At 42.3% G+C, this 22718-nt stretch carries 19 protein-coding genes and 1 tRNA gene; 9 read left to right on the top strand and 11 right to left on the bottom strand.

The features are described from left to right. From FTU09_RS09870 to FTU09_RS09845, 6 genes are all read left to right on the top strand, one after another. A partial coding sequence (locus tag FTU09_RS09870) for a zinc ribbon domain-containing protein (RefSeq protein ID WP_179994364.1) occupies positions 1-110 on the top strand: 110 nt, incomplete at its 5' end. A 272-nt stretch (positions 111-382) separates the two neighbouring features. After that, a complete protein-coding gene (cysM, locus tag FTU09_RS09865; RefSeq protein WP_180080162.1) occupies positions 383-1315 on the top strand; it encodes a cysteine synthase CysM in 933 nt (310 codons plus the stop codon). Between the two features lie 35 nt (positions 1316-1350). Continuing rightward, the gene (locus FTU09_RS09860; protein WP_004974933.1) at positions 1351-2226 is read left to right on the top strand and encodes a 3'-5' exonuclease; all 876 of its coding nucleotides are present in this window, start codon (positions 1351-1353) and stop codon (positions 2224-2226) included. 6 nt (positions 2227-2232) lie between these two features. Beyond that, complete coding sequence (gene rlmD, locus FTU09_RS09855) at positions 2233-3624, top strand: 23S rRNA (uracil(1939)-C(5))-methyltransferase RlmD (protein ID WP_104852528.1); 1392 nt, start codon at positions 2233-2235, stop codon at positions 3622-3624. Between the two features lie 29 nt (positions 3625-3653). Continuing rightward, positions 3654-5960, top strand: coding sequence for a bifunctional (p)ppGpp synthetase/guanosine-3',5'-bis(diphosphate) 3'-pyrophosphohydrolase (locus FTU09_RS09850; protein WP_004974935.1), 2307 nt, complete (start codon positions 3654-3656; stop codon positions 5958-5960). A gap of 75 nt (positions 5961-6035) precedes the next feature. Next, entirely contained in the window at positions 6036-6689 is a 654-nt protein-coding gene (locus FTU09_RS09845; protein WP_096902676.1) for a 4'-phosphopantetheinyl transferase superfamily protein, read from the top strand. Positions 6690-6779: 90 nt separating this feature from the next. On the opposite strand, the gene secF is transcribed toward FTU09_RS09845, so the two are convergent. The 6 genes from secF to FTU09_RS09810 all read right to left on the bottom strand — a co-directional run bounded on the left by secF (position 6780) and on the right by FTU09_RS09810 (position 13456). Beyond that, on the bottom strand, positions 6780-7757 hold the full coding sequence (gene secF / locus FTU09_RS09835) for a protein translocase subunit SecF (protein WP_179991294.1): 978 nt from the start codon (positions 7755-7757) through the stop codon (positions 6780-6782). Positions 7758-7765: 8 nt separating this feature from the next. Next, positions 7766-9661, bottom strand: a complete 1896-nt coding sequence (secD, locus tag FTU09_RS09830) for a protein translocase subunit SecD (protein WP_179991288.1) — start codon at positions 9659-9661, stop codon at positions 7766-7768. Positions 9662-9712: 51 nt separating this feature from the next. Beyond that, positions 9713-10042 (bottom strand): preprotein translocase subunit YajC, encoded by a 330-nt coding sequence (gene yajC, locus FTU09_RS09825; protein WP_004974939.1) that lies wholly within the window; start codon positions 10040-10042, stop codon positions 9713-9715. Positions 10043-10145: 103 nt separating this feature from the next. After that, a complete protein-coding gene (gene tgt, locus FTU09_RS09820) occupies positions 10146-11276 on the bottom strand; it encodes a tRNA guanosine(34) transglycosylase Tgt (RefSeq protein ID WP_004974942.1) in 1131 nt (376 codons plus the stop codon). Positions 11277-11567: 291 nt separating this feature from the next. Next, positions 11568-12626: an RNA-guided endonuclease TnpB family protein gene (locus FTU09_RS09815; RefSeq protein ID WP_167846297.1), complete on the bottom strand. Its 1059-nt coding sequence runs from the start codon at positions 12624-12626 to the stop codon at positions 11568-11570. 74 nt (positions 12627-12700) lie between these two features. Beyond that, positions 12701-13456, bottom strand: a complete 756-nt coding sequence (locus FTU09_RS09810) for a DUF4303 domain-containing protein (RefSeq protein WP_180080159.1) — start codon at positions 13454-13456, stop codon at positions 12701-12703. A 176-nt stretch (positions 13457-13632) separates the two neighbouring features. Here FTU09_RS09810 and FTU09_RS09805 point away from each other — a divergent pair, with 176 nt between their 5' ends. Further along, positions 13633-14583: a sensor domain-containing diguanylate cyclase gene (locus FTU09_RS09805; protein ID WP_167846296.1), complete on the top strand. Its 951-nt coding sequence runs from the start codon at positions 13633-13635 to the stop codon at positions 14581-14583. Between the two features lie 80 nt (positions 14584-14663). Here FTU09_RS09805 and FTU09_RS09800 read toward each other — a convergent pair whose 3' ends face one another. The 3 genes from FTU09_RS09800 to queA are packed head-to-tail and all read right to left on the bottom strand — an operon-like array spanning position 14664 to position 17344. Beyond that, positions 14664-15230 (bottom strand): LemA family protein, encoded by a 567-nt coding sequence (locus tag FTU09_RS09800; RefSeq protein WP_104852521.1) that lies wholly within the window; start codon positions 15228-15230, stop codon positions 14664-14666. 22 nt (positions 15231-15252) lie between these two features. Continuing rightward, positions 15253-16281 carry a hypothetical protein gene (locus FTU09_RS09795; protein WP_180080156.1) on the bottom strand — a complete coding sequence of 343 codons (1029 nt, stop codon included), beginning with the start codon at positions 16279-16281 and terminating at the stop codon, positions 15253-15255. A 25-nt stretch (positions 16282-16306) separates the two neighbouring features. Then, on the bottom strand, positions 16307-17344 hold the full coding sequence (queA, locus tag FTU09_RS09790) for a tRNA preQ1(34) S-adenosylmethionine ribosyltransferase-isomerase QueA (RefSeq protein WP_179990699.1): 1038 nt from the start codon (positions 17342-17344) through the stop codon (positions 16307-16309). Between the two features lie 177 nt (positions 17345-17521). Between queA and FTU09_RS09785 the strand changes: the two genes are divergently transcribed. Continuing rightward, positions 17522-17608: transfer RNA gene (locus tag FTU09_RS09785), tRNA-Leu, on the top strand. Between the two features lie 270 nt (positions 17609-17878). Here FTU09_RS09785 and FTU09_RS09780 read toward each other — a convergent pair. Then, positions 17879-18181 (bottom strand): HNH endonuclease, encoded by a 303-nt coding sequence (locus FTU09_RS09780; RefSeq protein WP_180062518.1) that lies wholly within the window; start codon positions 18179-18181, stop codon positions 17879-17881. 190 nt (positions 18182-18371) lie between these two features. Continuing rightward, entirely contained in the window at positions 18372-20606 is a 2235-nt protein-coding gene (locus FTU09_RS09775) for an NADP-dependent isocitrate dehydrogenase (RefSeq protein ID WP_178867555.1), read from the bottom strand. A gap of 816 nt (positions 20607-21422) precedes the next feature. On the opposite strand from FTU09_RS09775, the gene FTU09_RS09770 reads away from it, so the two are divergent. Beyond that, the gene (locus tag FTU09_RS09770; protein WP_180080153.1) at positions 21423-22691 is read left to right on the top strand and encodes a sensor histidine kinase KdpD; all 1269 of its coding nucleotides are present in this window, start codon (positions 21423-21425) and stop codon (positions 22689-22691) included. Positions 22692-22718 lie beyond the last annotated feature (27 nt).

The following is a 22718-nucleotide window of genomic DNA, read 5'->3' as shown; positions in this document are numbered from 1 at the left end:
AATGGGAGTGCATGAGCTGTGGTACAGCTCATGATCGAGATATAAACTCAGCTTTAAACATTCTTGCGCTTGGGCATAAGCGTCTAGCTGTAGGAATCACCCTCTTTTAAGGGGGTGAGGATGTCAATTCTCCTGACTGTGTTTTCATCTGTTTGGTGCGAGTGGTTCAGCTGCATCTCGCAATCAATCGGTGTGCATTTTTTTGCATCCATCCCGCAAAAGACAATCTGAAATTGTGTTCATCTTGCCTAGAATTGTGTAGGCAGTGAGTGATGCATAAATTGTCGGCAGAGTATTGCTGTTTTGATAAAAAGCCTGTGAAAAACGTGCAGGAAGGTGCAAATTTTCATACAATAAGCCCACCTTGATATTGGTGCAGACCATGCTTGATACCCAATCAGATTTCCAAAGTGATGAATTTTTGTTAGATCATTATGTGGGCAAAACCCCATTGGTGCGTTTGCAGCGTTTGGCAAGTCATACGCAGGCAACGGTTTTGGCAAAACTGGAAGGCAATAACCCTGCGGGTTCTGTTAAAGATCGTCCTGTCTACAACATGATTATGCAGGCAGAAAAACGCGGTGAAATTCAACCGGGCGATACTTTAATTGAGGCAACCAGTGGCAATACCGGCATTGCTTTGGCGATGGTTGCAGCTATGCGTGGCTATAAAATGCAGCTGATCATGCCTGACAATATGAGCCAAGAACGTAAAGATGCCATGCGTGCCTATGGTGCAGAATTGATTGAAGTGACTAAAGCACAAGGCATGGAAGGCGCGCGCGATTTGGCTTTGCAAATGCAACGCGAAGGCAAAGGCTTGGTGCTGAACCAATTTGGTAACCCAGATAATGTTGAAGCACATTACCTGACCACAGGGCCTGAAATTTGGCAGCAAACGGGCGGTAAAATTACCCACTTTGTCAGCTCTATGGGCACAACAGGCACCATTATGGGGGTGTCTAAATACTTAAAAGAACAAAATCCAGAGATTCAAATTATTGGTTTACAACCTTCAGATGGTTCAAGTATTGCAGGGATTCGCCGTTGGCCTGAAGCATATTTACCAACCATTTTTGACCGTAGTCGTGTTGATCGTATTATTGATATTCCGCAAATTGAAGCGGAAAAAACCATGCGTAAACTGGCGCAAAAAGAAGGCATCAGCGCAGGCACATCATCGGGCGGTGCGGTATGGGCAGCTTTAAAAATTGCCGAAGAAAATCCAGATGCAGTGATTGTTTGTATTGTTTGTGACCGTGGTGATCGTTATTTATCGACAGGTTTGTTCTCTGTTCAAGATACTGAATTGTGATATTCATTTTTCTATCACCCATTGAGTAAGATTTTATGCGTTTACCTGTGCTGATTTTCGATATAGAAACCGTTACCGATTTGAAGTCAGGCGCGCATTTATATCAACTCGATTTACCCGAAGCAGAGCTTGAACAAGCATTAATGAAGTTGCGTCGCCAAGAGGCAGGAACCGATTTTCAGCGTTTGCCTTTGCATGAAATTGTGTGTATTTCAGGCTTGTGGATTGATGAACACGGCATGAAGCTGTTTTCCTTTAGCCGTGAACACGACAGCGAAGCGACAATGCTGAAAAAGTTTTTGTCTATTTTTGATAAGCGTCATCCGACTTTGGTCAGTTGGAACGGTTCGCAGTTTGACTTGCCAGTGATTTTATTCCGCGCCATGTATCACGGGCTCTCTGCACCAAGTTTATTTGATCAGGGCGAGATTGATCAGCAAAAGCGCTATAACAATTATCAAAACCGTTACCATCAGCGTCATGTCGATTTAATGGATGTGATGGCAATGTTTAATGGTCGTCATTTTCAAAAGTTGGATGACATTGCGTATTTGCTAGGTTTTCCGGGTAAACGTGTAGATGCGGGCTATCATGTTCCTGCATTTATGCAAAGCGGCGAATGGTCAAGGCTGACGCGTTATTGTGAAGGCGATGTCTTAAATACTTGGTTGATTTATTTGCGTTGGCTGCTGCTCAAAGGGCAATTGCTGCTTGAAGAGCATACTTTATGGGTACAGCATACCATTCAATATTTGCATACTCAGCCGCAGCATGCAGACTTTTTAAGCGTGTGGCAGCACAGTTCGCAGCAAACTGAATTTACCCGTACAGATTTTCCTGAACAAAGTGTCACCACGCCTTCAAATGAATCCGTGATGCCTTTTCAATCTTCCCCATCTTCCGATATTTAGACTGATATGAAACATCGCAGTAAAAACCGTACCACGCAGCAGGCTGAATATTGCTTTCAGGTGGAATCGTTGTCACATGAAGGGCGCGGGATTGCACACTACACAGCTCAGTCGGGTCATCCAGCCGAGAAGCAGGGGAAAACAGTTTTTATAGAGGGCGCATTGCCTGGTGAAACAGTACGCGCCAAAATTACGCATAGTAACAAACGCTTAGAAGAAGCCGAGTGTCTAGAAGTGCTGGGTGAGCCTTCGACATTACGGGTTACGCCACAATGTCCACATTATCAGCGTTGCGGTGGTTGTAGCATGCAGCATATTCAGTTGGATGAGCAGATTCATCTCAAACAACAGGTGTTGCAGTCGCATCTGCAACATTTTGCGCAAATTCAGCCTGAAGAATGGTTAGCGCCTTTGCGTTCACAGCGTGAAGATTATCGCCGCAAAGCCCGTGTTGGGGTGCGTTATATTGCCAGTCAAGACAAATTGGTGGTCGGTTTTCGTGAGCGCAATAGCAATAAACTGACCTCAATTGACCGCTGTATGGTGTTGGATCAGGCATTTGGTTCGTTAACACGAATCAAGCAGCTACTCCAAAGTCTAACAGGCAAGGCCCATATTGGTCATATAGAATTGGCGATGGGAGATCAAGAGATTGCTTTGGTGGTGCGGCATACAGAACAACTATCTGCAGCCGATATCAACCAGTTACAGCAGTTTGCGTTACAGAAACACTGGCAATTGTATTTGCAGCCTGAAGGTCCAGACAGTTTGCATCGGGTTGATGATCCGCATGCAGCAATGCGTTTGCATTATCGTTTAGATGATTTTGATGTGAATTTTGGCTTTCATCCCCAAGACTTTACCCAAGTCAATTCTACAATTAATCCACAAATGGTTAAGCTGGCATGTGATTTGCTTAACTTAAAATCAGGTGATCGGGTGCTTGATCTGTTTTGTGGATTAGGCAACTTTTCATTGCCGCTTGCACGTTGTGTAGGTGCAACAGGAAAGGTGGTTGCTGTAGAGGGTTCAGAGCAAATGGTGCAGCGTGGTGCAGAGAATGCACAACGTAATGATTTAGACAATGTTAAGTTTTATTCACAAGATTTAACAAAAGATTTTTCGCATCATTCTTGGGCAAATCAAGGATTTGAGGCATTATTAATTGACCCTCCGCGTTCAGGCGCAGAGGAAGTGATGTATTATGTGCCCAAATTTGGCGCAGATAGAATCGTTTATGTGTCTTGTAATCCAGCCACACTCGCAAGGGATGCAGGTGTATTGGTCAAGCAGGGCTATCAATTGAAAAAAGCAGGCGTGATGGATATGTTTCCGCATACGGGGCATGTCGAATCCATTGCCTTGTTTGAGAAAGAAAAGCAAATAAACGATTTATAATATGAAGTACATAGAGGTAGGAGAAGGGTATGGTCACAGTACGTGAACAACTTCCTGGACGTTTAAATGAACTGTCTGAGGAAACGACTGTAGAACATGCCGAGCAAGCCCGACAGGATTTAGCAGAATGGCTAGACCGAGTACGCGGGATTTACGATGGGGCGGCACTTGAACAATTAGAACGCGTTGCCAATTACACCCTGAAAAAAGAGCTGGAAACAGACGTCAGTCATCCATCGCATACCTTATATACAGGTATTGAGATGGCGAATATTTTAGCGCACTTGCATGTCGATGAAGACACTTTGTCTGCAGCCATGCTCTATCGTAGCGTGCGTGAAAATGTCATGCAGTTAGATGAAGTGCGTGAAGAATTTGGTGAAGCAGTTTATGGCTTGATCAAAGGCACCTTGTCGATGGGTAAGTTGTCTGAACTGATTGAGAAAAATAAGCGTTTAGAAGACCATTTTAATAATAACCAGCGTGAACATTTAACAGGCATTTATAAAATGCTGATTTCCATGACGGAAGATGTGCGCGTGGTGCTAATTAAACTGGCAGAACGTACCTATTCATTACGTGAGTTGGCAACCGCTTCCAAAGAACGTCAGGAGCGTGTGGCGCGAGAAATTTTAACCATTTACTCGCCATTGGCACACCGTTTAGGCATTGCCCAACTGAAATGGGAACTCGAAGATTTAGCCTTCCGTTATTTGGCGCCAGACCGTTATAAAGAAATTGCGACGTTACTGAATGAAAAGCGTTTGGAGCGTGAAAACTACATTCAAAACGTAATTGAGCAATTGCGTACAGAGCTGGGCAATAATGGTATTCATGCCGAAATTAGCGGGCGGGTGAAACACATTTATTCGATTTATCGAAAAATGAAGAGTAAAAACCTCAGCTTCGATCAGCTCTATGACATTCGTGCTGTACGTGTTTTGGTGAAAACCATTCCAGAGTGTTACCACTCTTTGGGCATCGTACATCAATTGTGGCGGCATATTCCGCACCAGTTTGATGATTACATTACCAATCCAAAAGCCAATGGTTATCGCTCATTGCATACTGCCGTAATTGCAGAAAACAAGTCGCTTGAAGTGCAAATTCGTACCCTAGATATGCACGAAGAAGCCGAGCTTGGGGTATGTTCACACTTTAATTATAAAGAAGGTTCTAAAGCCACAGACCATTCGTTTAATCATCGTTTACATTCTTTGCGTTCTGTTTTAGAGCACTATCAGGAACGTAACGATGCCAGCGCACATAAAGAAGATGATGATTCTGAAAATTTTGAACAAATCCAAGAGTTTGAAGATTTTGAGAAAATTTATGTGTTCAGCCGTGATGGTGATATTAAAGAATTGCCACGTGGCTCAACGGTGCTGGACTTTGCTTATCATGTGCATACCGAAGTCGGCAATAAATGCTATGCCGCACGGGTCAATCAGCGCTATGTGCCGCTCACCTATACTTTAAAAACAGGCGAGCAGGTCGAGATTTTGACCAAAAAAGACCGTGAACCGAACCGTGATTGGTTGGTGAATTCTTTAGGTTATATTAAGACAGCACGTGCGCGCGATAAGCTGCGTCATTGGTTTAGACAGCAAGACCGCAGTAAAAATCTGGAAGTTGGGCGTGAAGTGCTCAATAAAGAATTGTCACGTTTGGCGATTCATCCAAAAAGTATTGATTTAAATGATTATTGCAATCACTTTAACGTCAAAACAGGTGAAGACATTCTGATTGGTTTGGTGAATGGTGATATTAGCCTGCATGCCTTAATTAATCAGGTCAATCGTCACATGCACTTAGATCAGGATGAACCTGAACTGGTGTTGAAGCCAACCTTGAACCCACGTGCCAGCCATACCTTATCGGCACATGGCATTTTGATTGATGGTTTGGATAACGTTGAACTGCATATCGCACAATGCTGTCAGCCTGTGCATGGTGAAGCGATTGCGGGGTATATTACCCTGAACCGTGGTGTGAGTATTCACAAAGTGGCGTGTTCGGACTATGTGCGTATGATTGGCAACGAACCCGAACGTGCGGTAGAAGCCGATTGGGAAATGCAGCCAACCCGTGGTCAAAGCGTGCAAATTGTGGTGGAAGCCTATGACCGCCGTGGTTTGCTCAAAGACTTAACCCAAGTGATTTTTGCCGATCAAATTAACATTCGTCAGGTGAATACTATTTCTGAAAGTGATGGTATCGCCAATATGAAATTGTTAATTGAGGTTAAAGGCTTGGCGCAACTTTCTCGTTTGTTGGCACGTTTAGAGCAGCAACCAGGGATTATCAGCGCACGTCGTTTGGTGCAAGGCAGCTAAGCGAGCACGCTTTAAAAAACCAGCATGTTTGCTGGTTTTTTTCTATCGTATTTCAGCCAAAATGGAGAAGGGCGGATGAATAAAACACCTAAAAAAATTTGTGTGAATGTTAGCCGCATTCAGCAGATTTTTAGTCCCGATCCAAGTGCTGTACGCAGTGAACAGATTCAACAGCAAAAACAGGCTATTTATCGGCATCGGAATCAATTGCTTTCTGGATACTTAGAACACGATATTCAAAACAGCGATATTGAGCGTAACCCACATGGCAAGCCATTTTTGACAGCATTCCCTCAATTGCAGTTTAACCATAGTCATAGCCGTCAGCATTATGCTTTGGTAAGCAGTTTTGAATTGCTCGATGTTGGCGTAGATGTCGAGGACTTAGACCGTAAGGTGCGTTTCGATGCCTTGGCACAACATGCGTTTCATCCCAATGAACTCCAATACTGGCAAGATTTGGAACACGACGCTGATTATTGGTTTCGTGTCTGGACAACTAAAGAAGCAGTGCTGAAAGCATCAGGTTTAGGGATTCGTTTAAGCCTGAATGAGTTGGATACTCGTATGCATCCCAATGCACAGGGCGGCATTTGTCATCATCCACAGATTGGGCATTTTGCCTATCAAAACTTTCGTTTATCAGATTGTATGTTGACCGTAGCATGGCGAGCAGCGCCATCTTGCGTAGGCTTTCAGTTTCCACAGATTCATATTATCCAGCATTAACATCGCAACGTCAGCGTAAATATCGCAATGCTAAGGCACAAAAAAGCCTATCCGAAGATAGGCTTGAATGTTGGTGTCAGCAGAAATGCATTAAGGAATTTCTTGCTCTTCACCTTCAAATTCAGGTTTGACTTGAACAATGAAGTCCTGACGGTTCAAACCGCGCCATAAGGCAAAGGCTGTACCAATGTAAATAGATGAATATGTTCCGACAAAGACACCCACAAACATCGCAATCGAGAACCATTTCAGACCATCACCGCCCATGATCATCATTGCGACTACAACCAATAATAAGGTCATAGAGGTGTGAATGGTACGACGTAAAGTTTCTGTCAGTGCAATGTTCACCACTTCAAGCGGTGTTGCACCACGGATTTTACGGAAGTTTTCACGAATACGGTCAGATACAACAATGTTATCGTTAAGTGAGAAGCCAATAATTGCCAATAACGCTGCCAATACAGTCAAGTCAAATGGCCATTGCATCATGGCAAAAATACCCAGTGTCACAATAATATCGTGGAACAATGACAGTACCGCACCCATTGCCAGTTTGAATTCAAAGCGAATGGTGACGTAAACCAGCATCAATAATAGCGCTAAAGCGACAGCGCCCGCAGAACGGACATATAGCTCATTACCGACTTGACCACCCACCACATCTACCTTTGGCACAGTTGCTGTGTTATTTGGCAACTGTACCGCAGCGGTAATCGCTTTGGTTAGGTCTTCGGCTTCTACATCGTCTTGCACAGGCATACGCACCATGAGGTCGCGGTCAGAGCCCAGTGTTTGTACCACAGGGTCATTGAAGCCTGCTTTGATTAAAGCATTAGATACATCAGTCGCTTTGACAGGGTTGCTATAATTAAGTTCTGCCGCAATACCGCCAGTAAAGTCCAAACCTAAATTTAAACCTTTAGTGGCAATAAAGAAGATGCTGGCAACCGTAAGTAGAATAGAAAGCAATGCCGCTGGCAAAGCAATCTTCATAAATGGAATCACGCGCTCATCATCAGGGCGACCGTATTTTTTTGAAGGCAGTTGAGTATTCTCAGTCATCAGTGATCTCCTTAAATGCTCAACTTTTTCAAGTTGCGTTTTTTGCCATAAATGATTTGTACAATTGCACGGGTGACTGTAATTGCAGTAAACATCGAGCAGACAATACCAATCATGAGCGTCACAGCAAAGCCTTTGATTGGGCCTGTACCAATCGCAAACAGAATGAATGCCACCAAGAATGTGGTTAAGTTCGAATCGAAAATAGTGTTATACGCTCGGTCATAACCTGCCACAATGGCTTGTTTGGGCGAGGCGCCCCACTTAATTTCTTCTCGTATTCGCTCACAAATCAATACGTTCGCATCCACCGCCATACCAATGGTAATTACGATACCGGCAATACCCGGCAAGCTGAGTGATGCGCCAATCCAAGACATGACGGTTAAAATCATGGCTAAGTTAAACACTAAAGCGAAGTTGGCAATCAGACCAAACAGACGGAAGAACACCACCATCCAGATTGCGACCAAAATGAAGCCAATCTGAGTCGACAATACGCCTTTATCAATGTTTTCTTGACCCAAGCTTGGGCCAATCACACGTTCTTCGACAAAGTACATTGGCGCTGCCAAAGCACCAGCACGAAGCATTAAGGCCAATTCAGAGGCTTCTTGTGGAGAATCTAGACCTGTAATACGGAACTGCGAACCCAATACTGCCTGAATGGTTGCAGCATTAATAACGACAGATTCGGTGTATGGCGTACGTACTTCAGTTTGTGTGCCATTTTCATCGGTCACATAGCTAATGCGTTGTTTGTTTTCAATAAACAATACCGCCATACGTTTACCCACAGCGTTACGCGTCGCATCTGCCATGAGCTTACCGCCCGCAGCATCAAGGGTAATGTTAACTTCTGCACCGCCTGTATCTTGGCTAAAACCACTCGACGCATTTTGAACACGCTCACCCGTTAAAATACGGCTGCGGTTCAATAATAATTGGCGACCACTGTCCAAAGATTCAAAGGCAAACGCTTCTGTGCCAGGTGGTACTGTACCTGTAGTCTGACCTGTGTACGGATCAATATATTGATCATTTAAGTCAGACACCAAACGGAATTCGAGGTTCGCAGTACGACCGAGTACACGCTTCGCTTCAGCAGTATCTTGTACGCCTGGCAATTCCACTACAATACGGTTGCTACCTTGAGTTTGTACCAAAGCTTCAGCCACACCTAACTCGTTAATACGGTTACGTAAAGTAGTTAAGTTCTGATTGACCGCATACGACTGAATTTCCTGTTTACGGACATCGGTATAGTTCAGACGTAAGCTAGAGCCTTCTGTGGTGGCTACAGCTTGCTGTGTGTATTCATTGCCGTTACGACGCAAGAAATCCATCACTGCATCACGGTCTGCATTATTGGCAAACTGTAGGGTGATGGTGTTGTTATTCAGCGAAAGGCTATTAAATTTCAGCTTGTTGTCACGCAATTGACGGCGTAAATCGGTGGCTGAAGTTTCCATACGCTGGCTGATGGCCTTGTCCATATCCACTTCTAATAAGAAGTGCACACCACCACGTAAGTCCAGACCGAGTTTCATTGGTTTTGCACCAATTTTTTGTAGCCATTCTGGTGTGGTTGGCGCAAGGTTCAGTGCCACGACATAGTCATCACCTAAACCGCGACGTAAAGCTTCTTTGGCTTTGAGTTGGGCTTCTGAGGTGTCTAAACGCAACAATGCAGCATTGTTGGTAAAGCTGTTGTCATGACTGGCAATATTTTCTGATTGTAAAATTTGCTCTGCTTTTTGTATGATGCTTTGATCAATTTGGGTACCAGCTTTGGCACCTGAAATTTGAACAGCAGGTTCATCTGGATACAAGCTAGGCAGGGCATATAATGTACTCACCACAAGAACAACGAGGATGAGCAGATATTTCCATGCTGGGTAACGCATTTATTTTCTTCTTAAAATGAAAAAGTCGTGCGTGAGCACGACTCTTTTTGATTAGAGGTTGTTTAATGTGCCTTCAGGAAGAACTGAAATGACACTCGCGCGTTGTACTTTTACTTCTACACCACGGTTCAGCTCTACCACTGCAAAATCACCTTCAATTTTCGTGATTTTACCCATAAGACCACCTGCGAATACCACTTCACTGCCTACGCCCAAGCTTTCAATCAGTGTACGATGCTCTTTGGCACGCTTTGATTGTGGACGCCAAATCAGGAAGTAGAAAATTGCAATGAAGACTGCAATCATTAAAAGGTTAGCCACAAGGCTTGGTTGTTGTGCAGCTTCACCTGCTGCGTGAGCGGTCGAAATAAAAAGGCTCATTTCATTTTCCTAAACTAAAAACTGGCGATCAGTGATCTGATAATAAATTGGGTTTGTTCTGCAATTTACCTTGTCTTTTTACTCAGCGCAAATACTGAAAAGACTAATCTTCAGGACAAGGCGGTACTTCTAGGCCACGACGGGCATAAAAGTCCTGTACAAATTCATCGAAAGTGCCGTTATCTAAGGCATTGCGAATATCTTGGGTAAAGCGTTGGTAATAACGTAAGTTATGAATAGTGCCCAACATTGACCCCAACATTTCGCCACATTTTTCTAAATGAAACAAATAAGCGCGGGTAAAGTTCTTGCAAGTATAGCAATCACAATGCGGATCGAGCGGGCTTTGGTCATGACGATACTTACTGTTACGAATACGCACCAAGCCATCGGTTACAAAGTAATGACCATTGCGCGCATTACGGGTTGGCATCACGCAGTCGAACATATCGACGCCACGACGAATTGCTTCCACAATATCTTCTGGCTTGCCGACGCCCATCAAATAACGTGGTTTATCTTCTGGCATTTTAGCTGGCAAATAATCCAGTACTTTGATCATTTCTTCTTTCGGTTCACCCACCGAAAGACCGCCAATGGCATAACCATCAAAACCAATTTCAAGTAAGCCGTTTAAAGATTCAACACGTAAATCTTCGTACATACCGCCTTGAATAATCCCGAACAGCGCGTTGCTGTTTTGTAGTTCATCATGGTGATGTGTTTTACAGCGTTTTGCCCAGCGTAAAGACAATTGCAAAGATTTTTGTGCTTCTTCATGCGTTGCAGGATAAGGCGTACATTCGTCAAAAATCATCACGATGTCAGAGTTCAAAGTTTTTTGAATTTCCATCGAGATTTCAGGCGAAAGAAAAACCTTTGAGCCATCAATAGGCGAACGGAAGGTCACACCTTCTTCTTTAATTTTACGCATTGCGCCTAAGCTAAACACCTGAAAGCCACCAGAGTCAGTCAAAATAGGCTTATCCCATTTGATGAATTCATGTAGACCGCCGTGTTGCTGAATCACTTCTAGCCCTGGACGCAAATATAAATGAAAGGTATTGCCTAAAATAACCTGTGCCTGAATTTCTTCAATATCGCGTGGCAGCATGCCTTTGACTGTGCCATACGTCCCCACAGGCATAAACACAGGGGTTTCTACCACACCATGAGCAAGTGTTAAACGACCACGACGGGCGCGCCCCGACTGACCTAATTTCTCAAACTTCATATATGTTCCAAATCAAGGCGAAAAAACAGTTCGCTGATTGTTCATGCTAAAAGTGCAATATTTTCCTAGATTCTGCACGGAATTGCCAGTTGAGATACGTTTTCCTTGGTAAAAATTGCGAGTAAATATTTTGTTCAAATCCATTGTGCTTACATGGCGTAAAATTGCTGAATACGTTGGGTAATTTCTTTATGTAAGGCAATTTCACCTTGTTCATGATTGTCCATTGCAGCAACGTGCTGAATTAAACGCTGAATATATAAATTACTGTCATTGACATCCTCACCTCCCTTAAACGGAGGTGATTCCTACAGCTAGACGCTTATGCCCAAGCGCAAGAATGTTCATGGCACTATTTAAGTCCCTATCGTGAGTGACACCACACTCACATGACCATTCTCTTATTCCAAGACCTGTCCTACCTCTCGGACTACTTGAGGTGATCTCACCGCAGCACGAACAGATTTGGGTGGTATAGGCTTCATTGACTTCTTCAAACATTACCCCTGCGTTCTCGCATTTATACTTGAGCATTGTTTTTAGTGCTGAAAACCCTGTATCTAAAACAGACTTTGCCATTTTAGTTTTTACAAGCTTTTTGGCACTTAAGTCACCTACAATTATGAGTGCATTATTTTTAACAAGTAATGTACTTGCCTTATGCAAATGGTCTTTACGGCAATTTGCAATCTTGGCGTGTAATGCACGTACACGTTTTTTATTCCTTGCTCGTTGAGCAATACCTAATTTCTTTTCGTATTGGCGATAGAACTTGGGGTTTGAAATAACCGTACCATCAGAACAGGTTGCAATATCTTTTAAACCTAGATCAATACCTATGGCTTTGGTTGCTGTTGGTTTTTCTTGATTCGATGAATCGACCACAAGGCACACGTACCAACGCCCACGGCTGTCCTCAACAAATGAACCAGTTCTAACAGCATATTTGCTTAATCCATAGCTATCCCATAGTTTGAATTGATGTTTACCATATTGAACATATCCATCAGCGTATTTGATCGCTACTTTCTTAAACGGTATCCATCCAAGTGATTTTCTTGCTGACTTCTTGTTGCTAACACGCCATTTGAGTTTGGCTTTCTTAAACTGCTTTCTGCGTGTGATTAATTCTTCGGTGACAGCCTGTATGGTTTGGCTGTGCAAACCACACTCTTTAGATGCGCCTTTGGTGTATTGAGCAATATCAAATGCAGATAGAAACTCACCTTTTCTTTTTAGGTGCTTAAAACTTAAATCATTCACATAATTCCAAACAAAGTTCACCTCAGATGCTAATTTAATCAGCACCTTTGCGTGTTTGTCTTTTATGCGGAGTTTAAGTGTTTTCATGTGCTTATTTTAACAATAATATTTTAAGTAATGAACAACAAAGATATTTAATACGACATTCCATGTCGTATGGCTTACGCCAGTCGCTTATATCCTCGTGCTGAACCACGAGGTTTTACGCTCCAAGTGATAAAACTCGGTTCTAATGTGAGCAAATAGGCTTCATGTGCAATGCTCAAATAATCATACGGTTCCACTTCTAAAAGTTGTGCCAGATCAATCAGCAAGTCTTTATCCACTTGTTGTAGTTTGAGCTTGGGTTGTGCGGTGGATTGTTCCATCGTGGTTTGAGGCGCTTTGTTGTGCAGGAATTCATCGAGCAAAGCACTTGGAGCGTTTAGAAATTGCGCTGAGTGGATTTCTACATCGACCTGTTTGGGCACATGAATAAAAAACAGAATTTGGCTTAAATCTAAGCCATAAGCGCCCGATAAAGATTGTTTAGCCTGCTGAAATATATCCAGTAAAAGTTCAAGATGGCTGTATTGCAGCGTGTCATTGGAATTCAGCAGAGGATTGCCATAGATATGTCGCTGTTTAAAATAATCTGCAAAAATATTTTTAAATTGATGCAGACCGCTAGAATTGTTGGCTTGAGTGCGATAACGCCATTTTTCTATATTCCATTTATTTACTTCAGATAAATATTGTGCTTCATCTTCCTGTTCATTAAACAGGTTGCGTTGGCTTGAAACAGCTAAATAATCGACCCCAAGATATTCATTAAAGACCAGTACACAGGCATAAATTTGGTCTTGTTCATATTGCTCATAGAGTTGGAAAAACTCTTGAATGAGGGTGTTTTTCAGGTTCTGAATATGTTCTAACATTTTATCGGCTTACTTTTTATTTTGGGATTTATGTTTTGAGCAATTGTTGTTTATATTTTGCTCAACCTCATGATTGTGTCAAAGCTGAGAAAAATGTCAATAAGACAAAACAAATTGTAGTCAAAGCTCACTTAAGTTGTTAAATTGTAATTAAAATCAATTCATAGAGGTGGGCTATGAGTGAATTAAACAGTGCACTAAAAGAAGACCAATTCTATAAAACACTTTTGGAAACCACGAATGCAATTCCGTGGCAGATTAACTGGAAAACCAAAGCTTTTAGCTATATTGGCCCACAAATTGAGTCTTTACTGGGTTGGACGCAAGACAGCTGGAAAACTGCACAAGATTGGATTGATCGGATGCATCCTGAAGATCGGGACAAGACCGTGAATATGTGTGTGAGTCTGTCCGATCAAGGCACAGACCACGAAGCGGATTATCGTGCCTTAACCGCTACAGGAGATTATGTCTGGATTCGTGATGTGGTGCATGTGATTCGTGAAAATAACGAAACTGTGGCGATTATTGGGTTTATGTTTGATATTTCTGCGCGTAAACAAATGGAGTTGGAACTCGAAGCGTTGAGTCGCAAAAATCTGGCTTTGAGCTTACAAGACCCGCTGACCTTGGTTGCCAATCGAAAGGCGCTCAGTGAGCGTATAGAAAACGAATTTAAACGTGCTGTGCGTCATCAACATGCATTGTCTCTCTTGTTTATCGACATCGACCATTTCAAGCCTTATAACGACAATTATGGACATTTACAGGGTGATCATTGTTTGATTAGTGTGGCGCAGTTGCTTAAACAACACTTTGCGCGTGCATCTGACTTTGTGGCTCGCTTTGGTGGTGAAGAGTTTGTGGTGCTATTGCCTGAAACACCATTGGCAGATGCTGTACAACTTGCTGAAAACTTTAGGCAGGCAGTATATGCGCTGGAAATTCCACATACCAAGACAGGGGAGACGACCCAAGTTACTGTGAGTATTGGTGTAAATAGCTATCATCAAAATCAGCAGTATCACAATGTGGTCGATTTTCTGCATTCAGCCGATGAATTGTTGTATTTGGCAAAAAACAAAGGACGTAATCAGGTGCAGTATCTGACACAGTCTTGTGTTTAGTCGAAATCTGAAAAAACAGCAAGCTTCGTGCTTGCTGTTTTTATAAATAATTTCAAAGGAGCGGCTTAGAATTAAATGGCTTAAAAGTTTGGACGATAATCAAAACTTTGTGCTGCACTGTTGTCCCGAAAGGCGCGCACAGGTTTTTTCGCTGTGGTTGCAGTGTTAATCATGTTGTTAGGAAAGACCTGAATATAGTTATTAAATAACTCGACATTGCGGTTATAAATAGTAATCGCAGCACCGACATTTTCGTTCTGCTCATCAATTTCATGCATCATTTTTAAATACAGTTGGTCGGCTTTGAGTTCAGGGTAATTTTCGACCACCACATTTAAGCTGCGCATCAATTCTTTGCTCAAGGCTTCAACACGTTGTAATTGGCTGACATCGGCATTGTTGATGTTTAGGTTCATAATATTTTGGCGCAGTTCAGTCACTTTTTCTAAAGTGCCTTTTTCCATACCTGCATATTGTTCGACCACTGGCGCAAGTTCTTCAAGCGTTTTTAACTTCTGTCGTTCAAAACTGGTCACATCTGCCCAAGCGCGGATGGTGGCGTTGTGGTGGCGTATGATGTTGTTACGAATCATGATGCCCAGCATCACCAAGACGATGACAACCAAAAGAAAAATTGCGATACCCATGTTTTGCCCCAAGACGATTTTCTTAGTCCAGAAAATCAATCAAATCTGTCTGTAATTGTTCTAAATAAGGTAATTTAAAAGTGCGTAAGTGTCCACGCAATGCGGAAATATCTTGAATATTTTTTGCTTTACTGGAAATTTCAAACAAGTTGCGATTACCTAAAAAACAGAGCGTGTTCCGCTCAGGGTGAAATAACAAATCACCTTGCTGATGCTGAAAAAAATCATCCAGTTTTAACACCATTGCAGGGCTGAGCGTACGCGCCAGTTGAATTGCATCACTGCCAAAAAAGTTGAGTTTTTGATTCAGGCGAATGTCACTGGTATGCCACGGCACATGATAAGGCGCACCAAAGGTTTTATTGTTTGAGGTAACGGCTAAACCTTGTAGCTGCACATCAAAGACAAATACGCCCGATAAATGTCGCACCACTTCACGTACTTTGTAGTCATTGCCATTTTGATCTTTAATGCGGGTTTCACTGACATAGCGATATTCAAATACCAAAACCTGATGCTGCTTGCCTTGTTGATCTTGCCAAACTGTACTGGCATAGCGGGTAATGTCATTGGAAAGATTACCCAAATGAAATAAGGGGAACATCGCTTTTAAATGGGCGATAAAGTAAATGGGTTGCAAGGTTTTGGCGAGGTGCTGCGGTGGTTGTTGCCATGCCAGTTGGTAGCGTTGAGCAATGCTTTCCTGTTCTAAAAAAGCAATGACTTCTTCAATGGGATCATCTTGTTCATAGGTAATAAATGCCCAAAAAATACAGACTACACCAATCAGCAAACAAAATTGCAGCCAAATATTACTCGGTTGAATCAAGAGCAATAAACAGAACAACACACCTATAATGCCAAGCAGGACAGGCAAAACATTTTCAAACTTGAGGGTGATGTCATCTTGCCAAGGGTGTAAGCCATCTAAAATATCTTGATGGCTTTGTGCTTTTTTTCCAATATCCCATAACCGCGCGATATTACGAAATACCCGTTGATTCTTCTTGCGTCGAATATGAATGGAGTGTTGCACGGAATCGAGCGGCATGGCGGTTTCTTTTACAGTTTGAAAATTAAGTCTGAGCTTGATCAATCAGCATGGCATCGCCATAGCTAAAGAAACGATAGCGTTCCGCCACAGCATGTTGATACGCCTGCATGACATTTTCACGGCTTGAAAGCGCAGATACCAACATTAATAAGGTGGATTCAGGCAAGTGGAAATTGGTGATTAGACGATCCACCACTTTAAACTGATAACCTGGGTAAATAAAAATTTGCGTATCACCCGACCACGCTGCAAGTTTGCCTGCATGGGCTTGGGCAGCACTTTCCACGGCACGGGTGGCAGTTGTGCCCACTGAAATAACTTTGTTGCCTCGTGCTTTGGTTTCACGAATCAGCGCTACGGCAGCTTCAGAAACTTCACACCATTCACTGTGCATGATGTGATTGGCAATATCATCGGTACGTACAGGCAGGAATGTACCTGCGCCCACGTGCAAGGTCACAAAGGTTTTTTGAATGCCTTTATCTGCTAGCTGTTGCAGTAAGGCTTCATCAAAGTGCAAGCTGGCAGTGGGGGCGGCAACACTAGCGAGTTTTGTTGGGTCGTTAAATACGGTTTGATAACGCTCGGTATCAATCGCTTCTGCTTCGCGGTTAAAGTAGGGTGGAATCGGCAACTGACCGTAGGCATCCAATACGTCTAAAATAGGCTGCGAAAACTCGACAATAAATAAGTTTTCATGGCGACCTTGTACGGTCACTTTTACAGCATCAGGCCCAATAAACAGTTCTGCACCTGCTTTTGGTGAGTTGCTGGCTTTAATATGGCAATGGGCAATAAATTGATCTTGCAGACGTTCTACCAAGACTTCCACTGCACCGCCTGTGGCACGTTTACCTTTAAGACGCGCTTTCATGACTTTGGTATCGTTAAGTACCAGTAAATCGCCCGCTTCGAGTAAATTCAGTAAGTCGGTAAATTGATGGTCATGATACTGACCTTGAGCATCAAGATGCAGCAGACGAGAGGCGCTACGACTTGCTAGTGGGTAACGAGCAATGAGTTCATCGGGGAGATTAAAATTAAAGTCAGAAAGCTGCATGATAAAAACAAGTTAGAACACTGGGAAAACTGCGCCTAGTATATGCTTTTTTAGGTTTTATGGATGAAATTGGTCGATTATAAATCAAAAAAATGACAGCTGATTTAATTTTAAACAATTGCAAAAAACTTGCGTTGACAAGCTGTCAAAAAAGTTTATTATACCCATCAACACCTACCCGAGGTGGTGAAATTGGTAGACGCGGCGGACTCAAAATCCGCTGTCAGAGATGACGTGTCGGTTCGAGTCCGACCCTCGGGACCATATAAAGGAAAAGCCCTCAAGCATATTAGGACTTGGGGGTTTTTTTATTGTCTGTATATTAATGGGTTGTGCCATTTTTTAGCTCCAGTCTTAATGATTCCATTAGCCACAATTCAGGTGGTCACTTTGGAAAATGAGTACCCAAATGAGTACCTGATTTTTCATTGGTACTCATGGTGGAATCAGATGCTAAGCTTAAATTATTAGATCAATACAATAATCAAATGTGATTGATCGGGTGTCTTATAGGGCTTGTAGTACTTAAAAGCTTTATTCACTATCTAAAGCTACTTTGATGACATCTGCAATTGTCTCAGTGGTGACGCCTCTTTTTCGAGCATTCTCAGAATGGAGCCAAGTTGCTAAGTCTTTATTGCCTTTAGATGCATTGCAGCCAATACAGCACAATGCAATATTGGATAAGGTTGTAATTCTTATATCGTTGATAATGTGTTCCCAAGACTTCTTATTGGCTCTTTCAGTGCCAAACTTTTTGCCGCAATATACACAGCACAGGTCTCGCTCCAAGACCGCATCTTCTATGTGCTTTGGTATTCCCCATGAATTTGCCATTTTAGGTTTTCCTTATTTTATGGCTATAGTTGAATGAAAAATCCTAACCTGTGATAACTCACATTCATAAAATTTAGATCTAAGCATAAAATGAAATAGTTGTCATAACACTATATAAATGAGGGTGTAAAAAACCAGCGCCGAAGCGCTGGTTTTTAACATTACTAACTTAGGTTAGTTTTGCATCAACTTATTGAGCTGCATCAAGTGCAGCATTGAATGTTGCGCTTGGACGCATTACTGCATTCACTTTAGCTTGATCTACTGCGTAGTAACCACCGATATCAACCGATTTACCTTGTACTTCCGCAAGTTCAGCAACAATTTTGTCTTCGTTTGCAGCTAAAGCTTGTGCAAGTGGTGCAAACTTCGCTTTCAACTCAGCATCTTCGTCTTGAGCAGCAAGTGCTTCTGCCCAGAATTTTGCCAAGTAGAAGTGGCTGCCACGGTTGTCCAGTTCGCCAGTACGACGTGATGGAGACTTGTCGTTATCAAGTAATTTGCTGGTCGCTTGATCAAGAGTTGATGCAAGTAATTTCGCACGAGTATTATCTTCTTTAATACCCATTTCTTCTAAAGAAGCAGCAAGCGCAAGGAACTCACCTAAAGAATCCCAACGTAAGTGGTTTTCTTCAACAAGTTGTTGTACGTGTTTAGGCGCAGAACCACCCGCACCAGTTTCGTACATACCGCCACCCGCCATTAACGGAACGATAGATAACATTTTTGCAGAAGTGCCAAGCTCCATAATTGGGAACAAGTCTGTGAGGTAGTCACGTAAAATGTTACCTGTTACAGAAATGGTGTCTAAACCACGCGCAACACGCTCAAGCGTATAACGCATCGCACGAACTTGTGACATGATTTGAATATCTAAACCAGTCGTGTCGTGATCTTTTAAGTATTTTTGAACTTTTTTGATCACTTCGTTTTCGTGTGGACGGTACGGGTCTAACCAGAAAATTGCTGGCATACCAGAGTTACGTGCACGTGTTACTGCAAGTTTAACCCAGTCGCGAATAGGTGCATCTTTCACCTGACACATACGCCAGATGTCGCCTTCTTCTACGTTTTGAGTCATCAACACTTCACCAGTGTCAATATCAGTGATGTTTGCAACACCTGCAGCAGGAACTTCAAAAGTCTTGTCGTGTGAGCCGTATTCTTCAGCTTTTTGCGCCATCAAACCTACGTTTGGCACAGTACCCATCGTACGTGGGTCGAAGTTACCATTCCACTTACAGAAATTGATCATTTCTTGGTAAATACGCGCGAAAGTAGATTCAGGCATTACTGCTTTACAGTCGTAAGGTTTACCGTCAGCACCCCACATTTTACCGCCACCACGAATCATTGCAGGCATAGAAGCATCTACAATTACGTCGTTTGGAGAGTGGAAGTTGGTGATGCCTTTTGCAGAATCCACCATTGCAAGTGCAGGGCGGTGTTCTTGGCATGCGTGTAAATCTTCGATGATTTCTTCACGTAAAGAAGTTGGTAAGGTTTCGATCTTTTCATAAAGACCTGCCATACCGTTGTTGACGTTAATGCCAAGTTCTTCAAACAATTTACCGTGTTTTTCAAACGCTTCTTTATAGTAAATTTTCACACAGTGACCGAATACAATCGGGTGTGAAACTTTCATCATGGTCGCTTTTACGTGTAAAGAGAACAAAATGCCTGCTTCTTTACAATCATCCAATTCTTTTTCATAGAAGTCGCAAAGCGCTTTCTTGCTCATGAACATAGAATCGATGATTTCGCCGTCAAGTAACGCTACTTTTTCTTTCAGTACAATGGTTTCACCAGATTGAGTGATGAGTTCCATTTTTACGTTACGTGCGCGGTCAAGCGTCATCGATTTTTCGCCATGGTAGAAGTCGCCTTCATCCATGTGTGAAACGTGAGTTTGTGACCATTGCTTCCATTCACCCATAGAGTGCGGGTGTTTTTTCGCATAGTTTTTCACTGCAGCAGGTGCACGACGGTCAGAGTTACCTTCACGTAATACAGGGTTTACTGCTGAGCCTAAGCATTTGCCAAAACGAGCGCGTAAAGCTTTATCTTCTGCAGTATTTTCATTTTCAGGATAGTCAGGAATTGCATAGCCTTTTGCTTGTAATTCCTTGATACATGCAACTAACTGAGCAACTGAAGCACTGATGTTTGGAAGTTTGATGATATTGGTATCTGGATCTTGCGTGAGACGTCCAAGCTCTGCGAGGTTGTCGGCTACCTTCTGTTCTTCGCTTAGGTATTCCGAGAATTCAGAGAGTACGCGTGCTGCTACAGAGATATCACTCTTGACAATCTCGATGCCAGCAGGCTTAGTAAAGGTCTCAATGATCGGCAGTAGAGAGTAGGTCGCCAACAATGGCGCCTCATCGGTCAGTGTGTAAATGATTTTTGACTTTCCACCAGCCATATATAGCCCCTTGCTTTGATTGAGTTTTTTAGGAGCGAGATGATGACTCAGCCCCTGCGAACCGATTTGCCTAATTTAACCTTGAGAGTATCGACTCTCTATGCATTTCAGTCAACGTAATTACAGTGATGACGCCATTTCGCTACGAAATGATGTGTCGCATTTGTGCGAGTCAAGACACGGCTTAATGTAAAAATGAGCCTATTTAAACCTAAAAATCGCCTTGAGTATTTACTGTTGAAATACTAATCAAATCGTATGATGAAGATATGACATCAAAAATATATGTATATTTTATTATAAATTAACCAGTTGAGGGTTCGACTTAAGTCGAATGTTTGATAAATAACCGATGAAAATGATAGGTGGATATATTTATTCTATTTATTTTATATGTTTATCAATATGTTGCTTCTATTTTTTACAGTGTGATGCAATGTAAACTCTTGTATAGAAGTTGAGATTTTCTTCAAAAACGGAGGGAAATCTACAGATAAAAAGCCTGATTTATATTTTAAAAGTTTAGATCTATTTTTATGGTCCAAATTTTACAAAAATAAGCGTATTTTTTAGCGGGTTTGTAGCACCGTTTGATCCATCAAAAATCATAATCAAGCGTGAGCTAAACCCTTGTTAATCCATAGATGAAAAAATCAAGTAGTAAAGAAGAAATGCCGAGTTGTTACGCAGTTTTTTAAATTAGTTTGAAAGCTTGTGTTTTGTGTTAAAGTTTGTAGGTTAACTCTGAATTCAGTGGATGAGTTTTGTAGACAAAATAATTCATAGGCGCGGCACACTTTAATTAACGAGGCAAAAATGAAAATACAGTTGCTGGAAATTGGTCCTGAAACGGAGCAACTCAGTGCTTGCACACTCTCGTTATTATTGGGTGTACATACGCCAAGTAACCAAATTGATGGTTTTTTGAAGTTTGCCCGTCAAATGCTGCATGTAGATCATGCCATTTTGACTTTTAAAAATGAGCCGTACATCTGGTATTCCACCAATCAAGTTTTTAAAGCCTTTCGTGCCAACCCAAACGCACGGTTAGACGCTTTCTTTCAAGGTCAGCAACTGATTGAACCTCAACATCCTCAATATGCAAATTTTGTGCAGCACATCGCAAGTTTGGGGATAGAAGCCGCGCGCCTAATCGCACTGGATTTACTCAAAACCGATGGCGAGTCGATTGGGCAGTTGTTGTTATTTGATCATCGTGAAGAAGCGTTTAGTTTAGGTGCTTTGCCGACAGTGGCGGAGTTTGCTGCAGGTTTGGTGCGTTATATTGAATTAAAAGTTGATTATGCAAGCTTAAAAGAACTGTATGAACAGCAGTCTGCATTGAATTTTAGTAAAACCAAATTTTTCCAAATTATTGCGCATGATTTGCGCGCGCCATTTCATGGCTTATTGGGGTTTTCGGAAGTTTTAGCGCAAGAGCGCGAAACTTTGGATGATTCTAGTATTCAAAATATTGCCGACTATTTATTCGACACAGCACAATCGACCTATAACTTGCTAGAAAGTTTATTGAATTGGGCGATGGCAGAGGGTGGACGCTTTGTGTATCACCCAATTAATTTTGAGTTAAAGCAATCGACCAAAATTGTTTGCGATGTGTTGAAAAGTTTGGCAATCAAGAAAAATATTGAACTGATTGATCAAGTTGAAGAAGGCATTAAAGTTTATGCCGACATCAATATGATTACCTCGGTGATTCAAAATTTGGTGTCGAATGCGCTGAAATTTACCTTTACCGATGGCACAGGCAAAGTCATTTTACGTGCAGAGCAAACAGAAACCAGTGTGGATATTTATATTCAAGATACGGGTTTGGGCATGACTGCACAACAACTCGAAACGCTGTTCGAGCCTAAACTTACTGTTAGTTTTAAAGGCACTGCAGGTGAAAAGGGTATTGGTTTAGGTTTGGTGTTGTGTAAGCGTTTTGTCGATTTGAACCACGGGCAAATTGTGGTGGAATCGAAAGAAGGTGTGGGAACGACTTTTAAAGTCAGTTTGCCAATTGCGACCAGTAGCCATCAAGTATTAAGTAAAGAAGCGTTATTATCTGAGAAAACTTAATTTCAAAGTTTATATACAAAGCAAGCA

Origin of the sequence: Acinetobacter sp. YH12058, from assembly GCF_013419805.1 — a bacterium.
Taxonomy (GTDB): domain Bacteria; phylum Pseudomonadota; class Gammaproteobacteria; order Pseudomonadales; family Moraxellaceae; genus Acinetobacter; species Acinetobacter towneri.
This window is presented reverse-complemented; position numbering and strand designations above follow the sequence as displayed.

Coding starts and splice junctions, on each gene's coding strand:
- FTU09_RS09845 (WP_096902676.1), top strand. CDS start 6,036: ATGAATAAAACACCTAAAAAAATTTGTGTGAATGTTAGCCGCATTCAG.
- FTU09_RS09800 (WP_104852521.1), bottom strand. CDS start 15,230: ATGGGTATCGCAATTTTTCTTTTGGTTGTCATCGTCTTGGTGATGCTG.
- secD (WP_179991288.1), bottom strand. CDS start 9,661: ATGCGTTACCCAGCATGGAAATATCTGCTCATCCTCGTTGTTCTTGTG.
- FTU09_RS09770 (WP_180080153.1), top strand. CDS start 21,423: ATGAAAATACAGTTGCTGGAAATTGGTCCTGAAACGGAGCAACTCAGT.
- tgt (WP_004974942.1), bottom strand. CDS start 11,276: ATGAAGTTTGAGAAATTAGGTCAGTCGGGGCGCGCCCGTCGTGGTCGT.
- FTU09_RS09780 (WP_180062518.1), bottom strand. CDS start 18,181: ATGGCAAATTCATGGGGAATACCAAAGCACATAGAAGATGCGGTCTTG.
- FTU09_RS09795 (WP_180080156.1), bottom strand. CDS start 16,281: ATGCCGCTCGATTCCGTGCAACACTCCATTCATATTCGACGCAAGAAG.
- FTU09_RS09860 (WP_004974933.1), top strand. CDS start 1,351: ATGCGTTTACCTGTGCTGATTTTCGATATAGAAACCGTTACCGATTTG.
- rlmD (WP_104852528.1), top strand. CDS start 2,233: ATGAAACATCGCAGTAAAAACCGTACCACGCAGCAGGCTGAATATTGC.
- cysM (WP_180080162.1), top strand. CDS start 383: ATGCTTGATACCCAATCAGATTTCCAAAGTGATGAATTTTTGTTAGAT.
- FTU09_RS09850 (WP_004974935.1), top strand. CDS start 3,654: ATGGTCACAGTACGTGAACAACTTCCTGGACGTTTAAATGAACTGTCT.
- FTU09_RS09775 (WP_178867555.1), bottom strand. CDS start 20,606: ATGGCTGGTGGAAAGTCAAAAATCATTTACACACTGACCGATGAGGCG.
- FTU09_RS09805 (WP_167846296.1), top strand. CDS start 13,633: ATGAGTGAATTAAACAGTGCACTAAAAGAAGACCAATTCTATAAAACA.
- queA (WP_179990699.1), bottom strand. CDS start 17,344: ATGCAGCTTTCTGACTTTAATTTTAATCTCCCCGATGAACTCATTGCT.
- yajC (WP_004974939.1), bottom strand. CDS start 10,042: ATGAGCCTTTTTATTTCGACCGCTCACGCAGCAGGTGAAGCTGCACAA.
- FTU09_RS09815 (WP_167846297.1), bottom strand. CDS start 12,626: ATGAAAACACTTAAACTCCGCATAAAAGACAAACACGCAAAGGTGCTG.
- FTU09_RS09810 (WP_180080159.1), bottom strand. CDS start 13,456: ATGTTAGAACATATTCAGAACCTGAAAAACACCCTCATTCAAGAGTTT.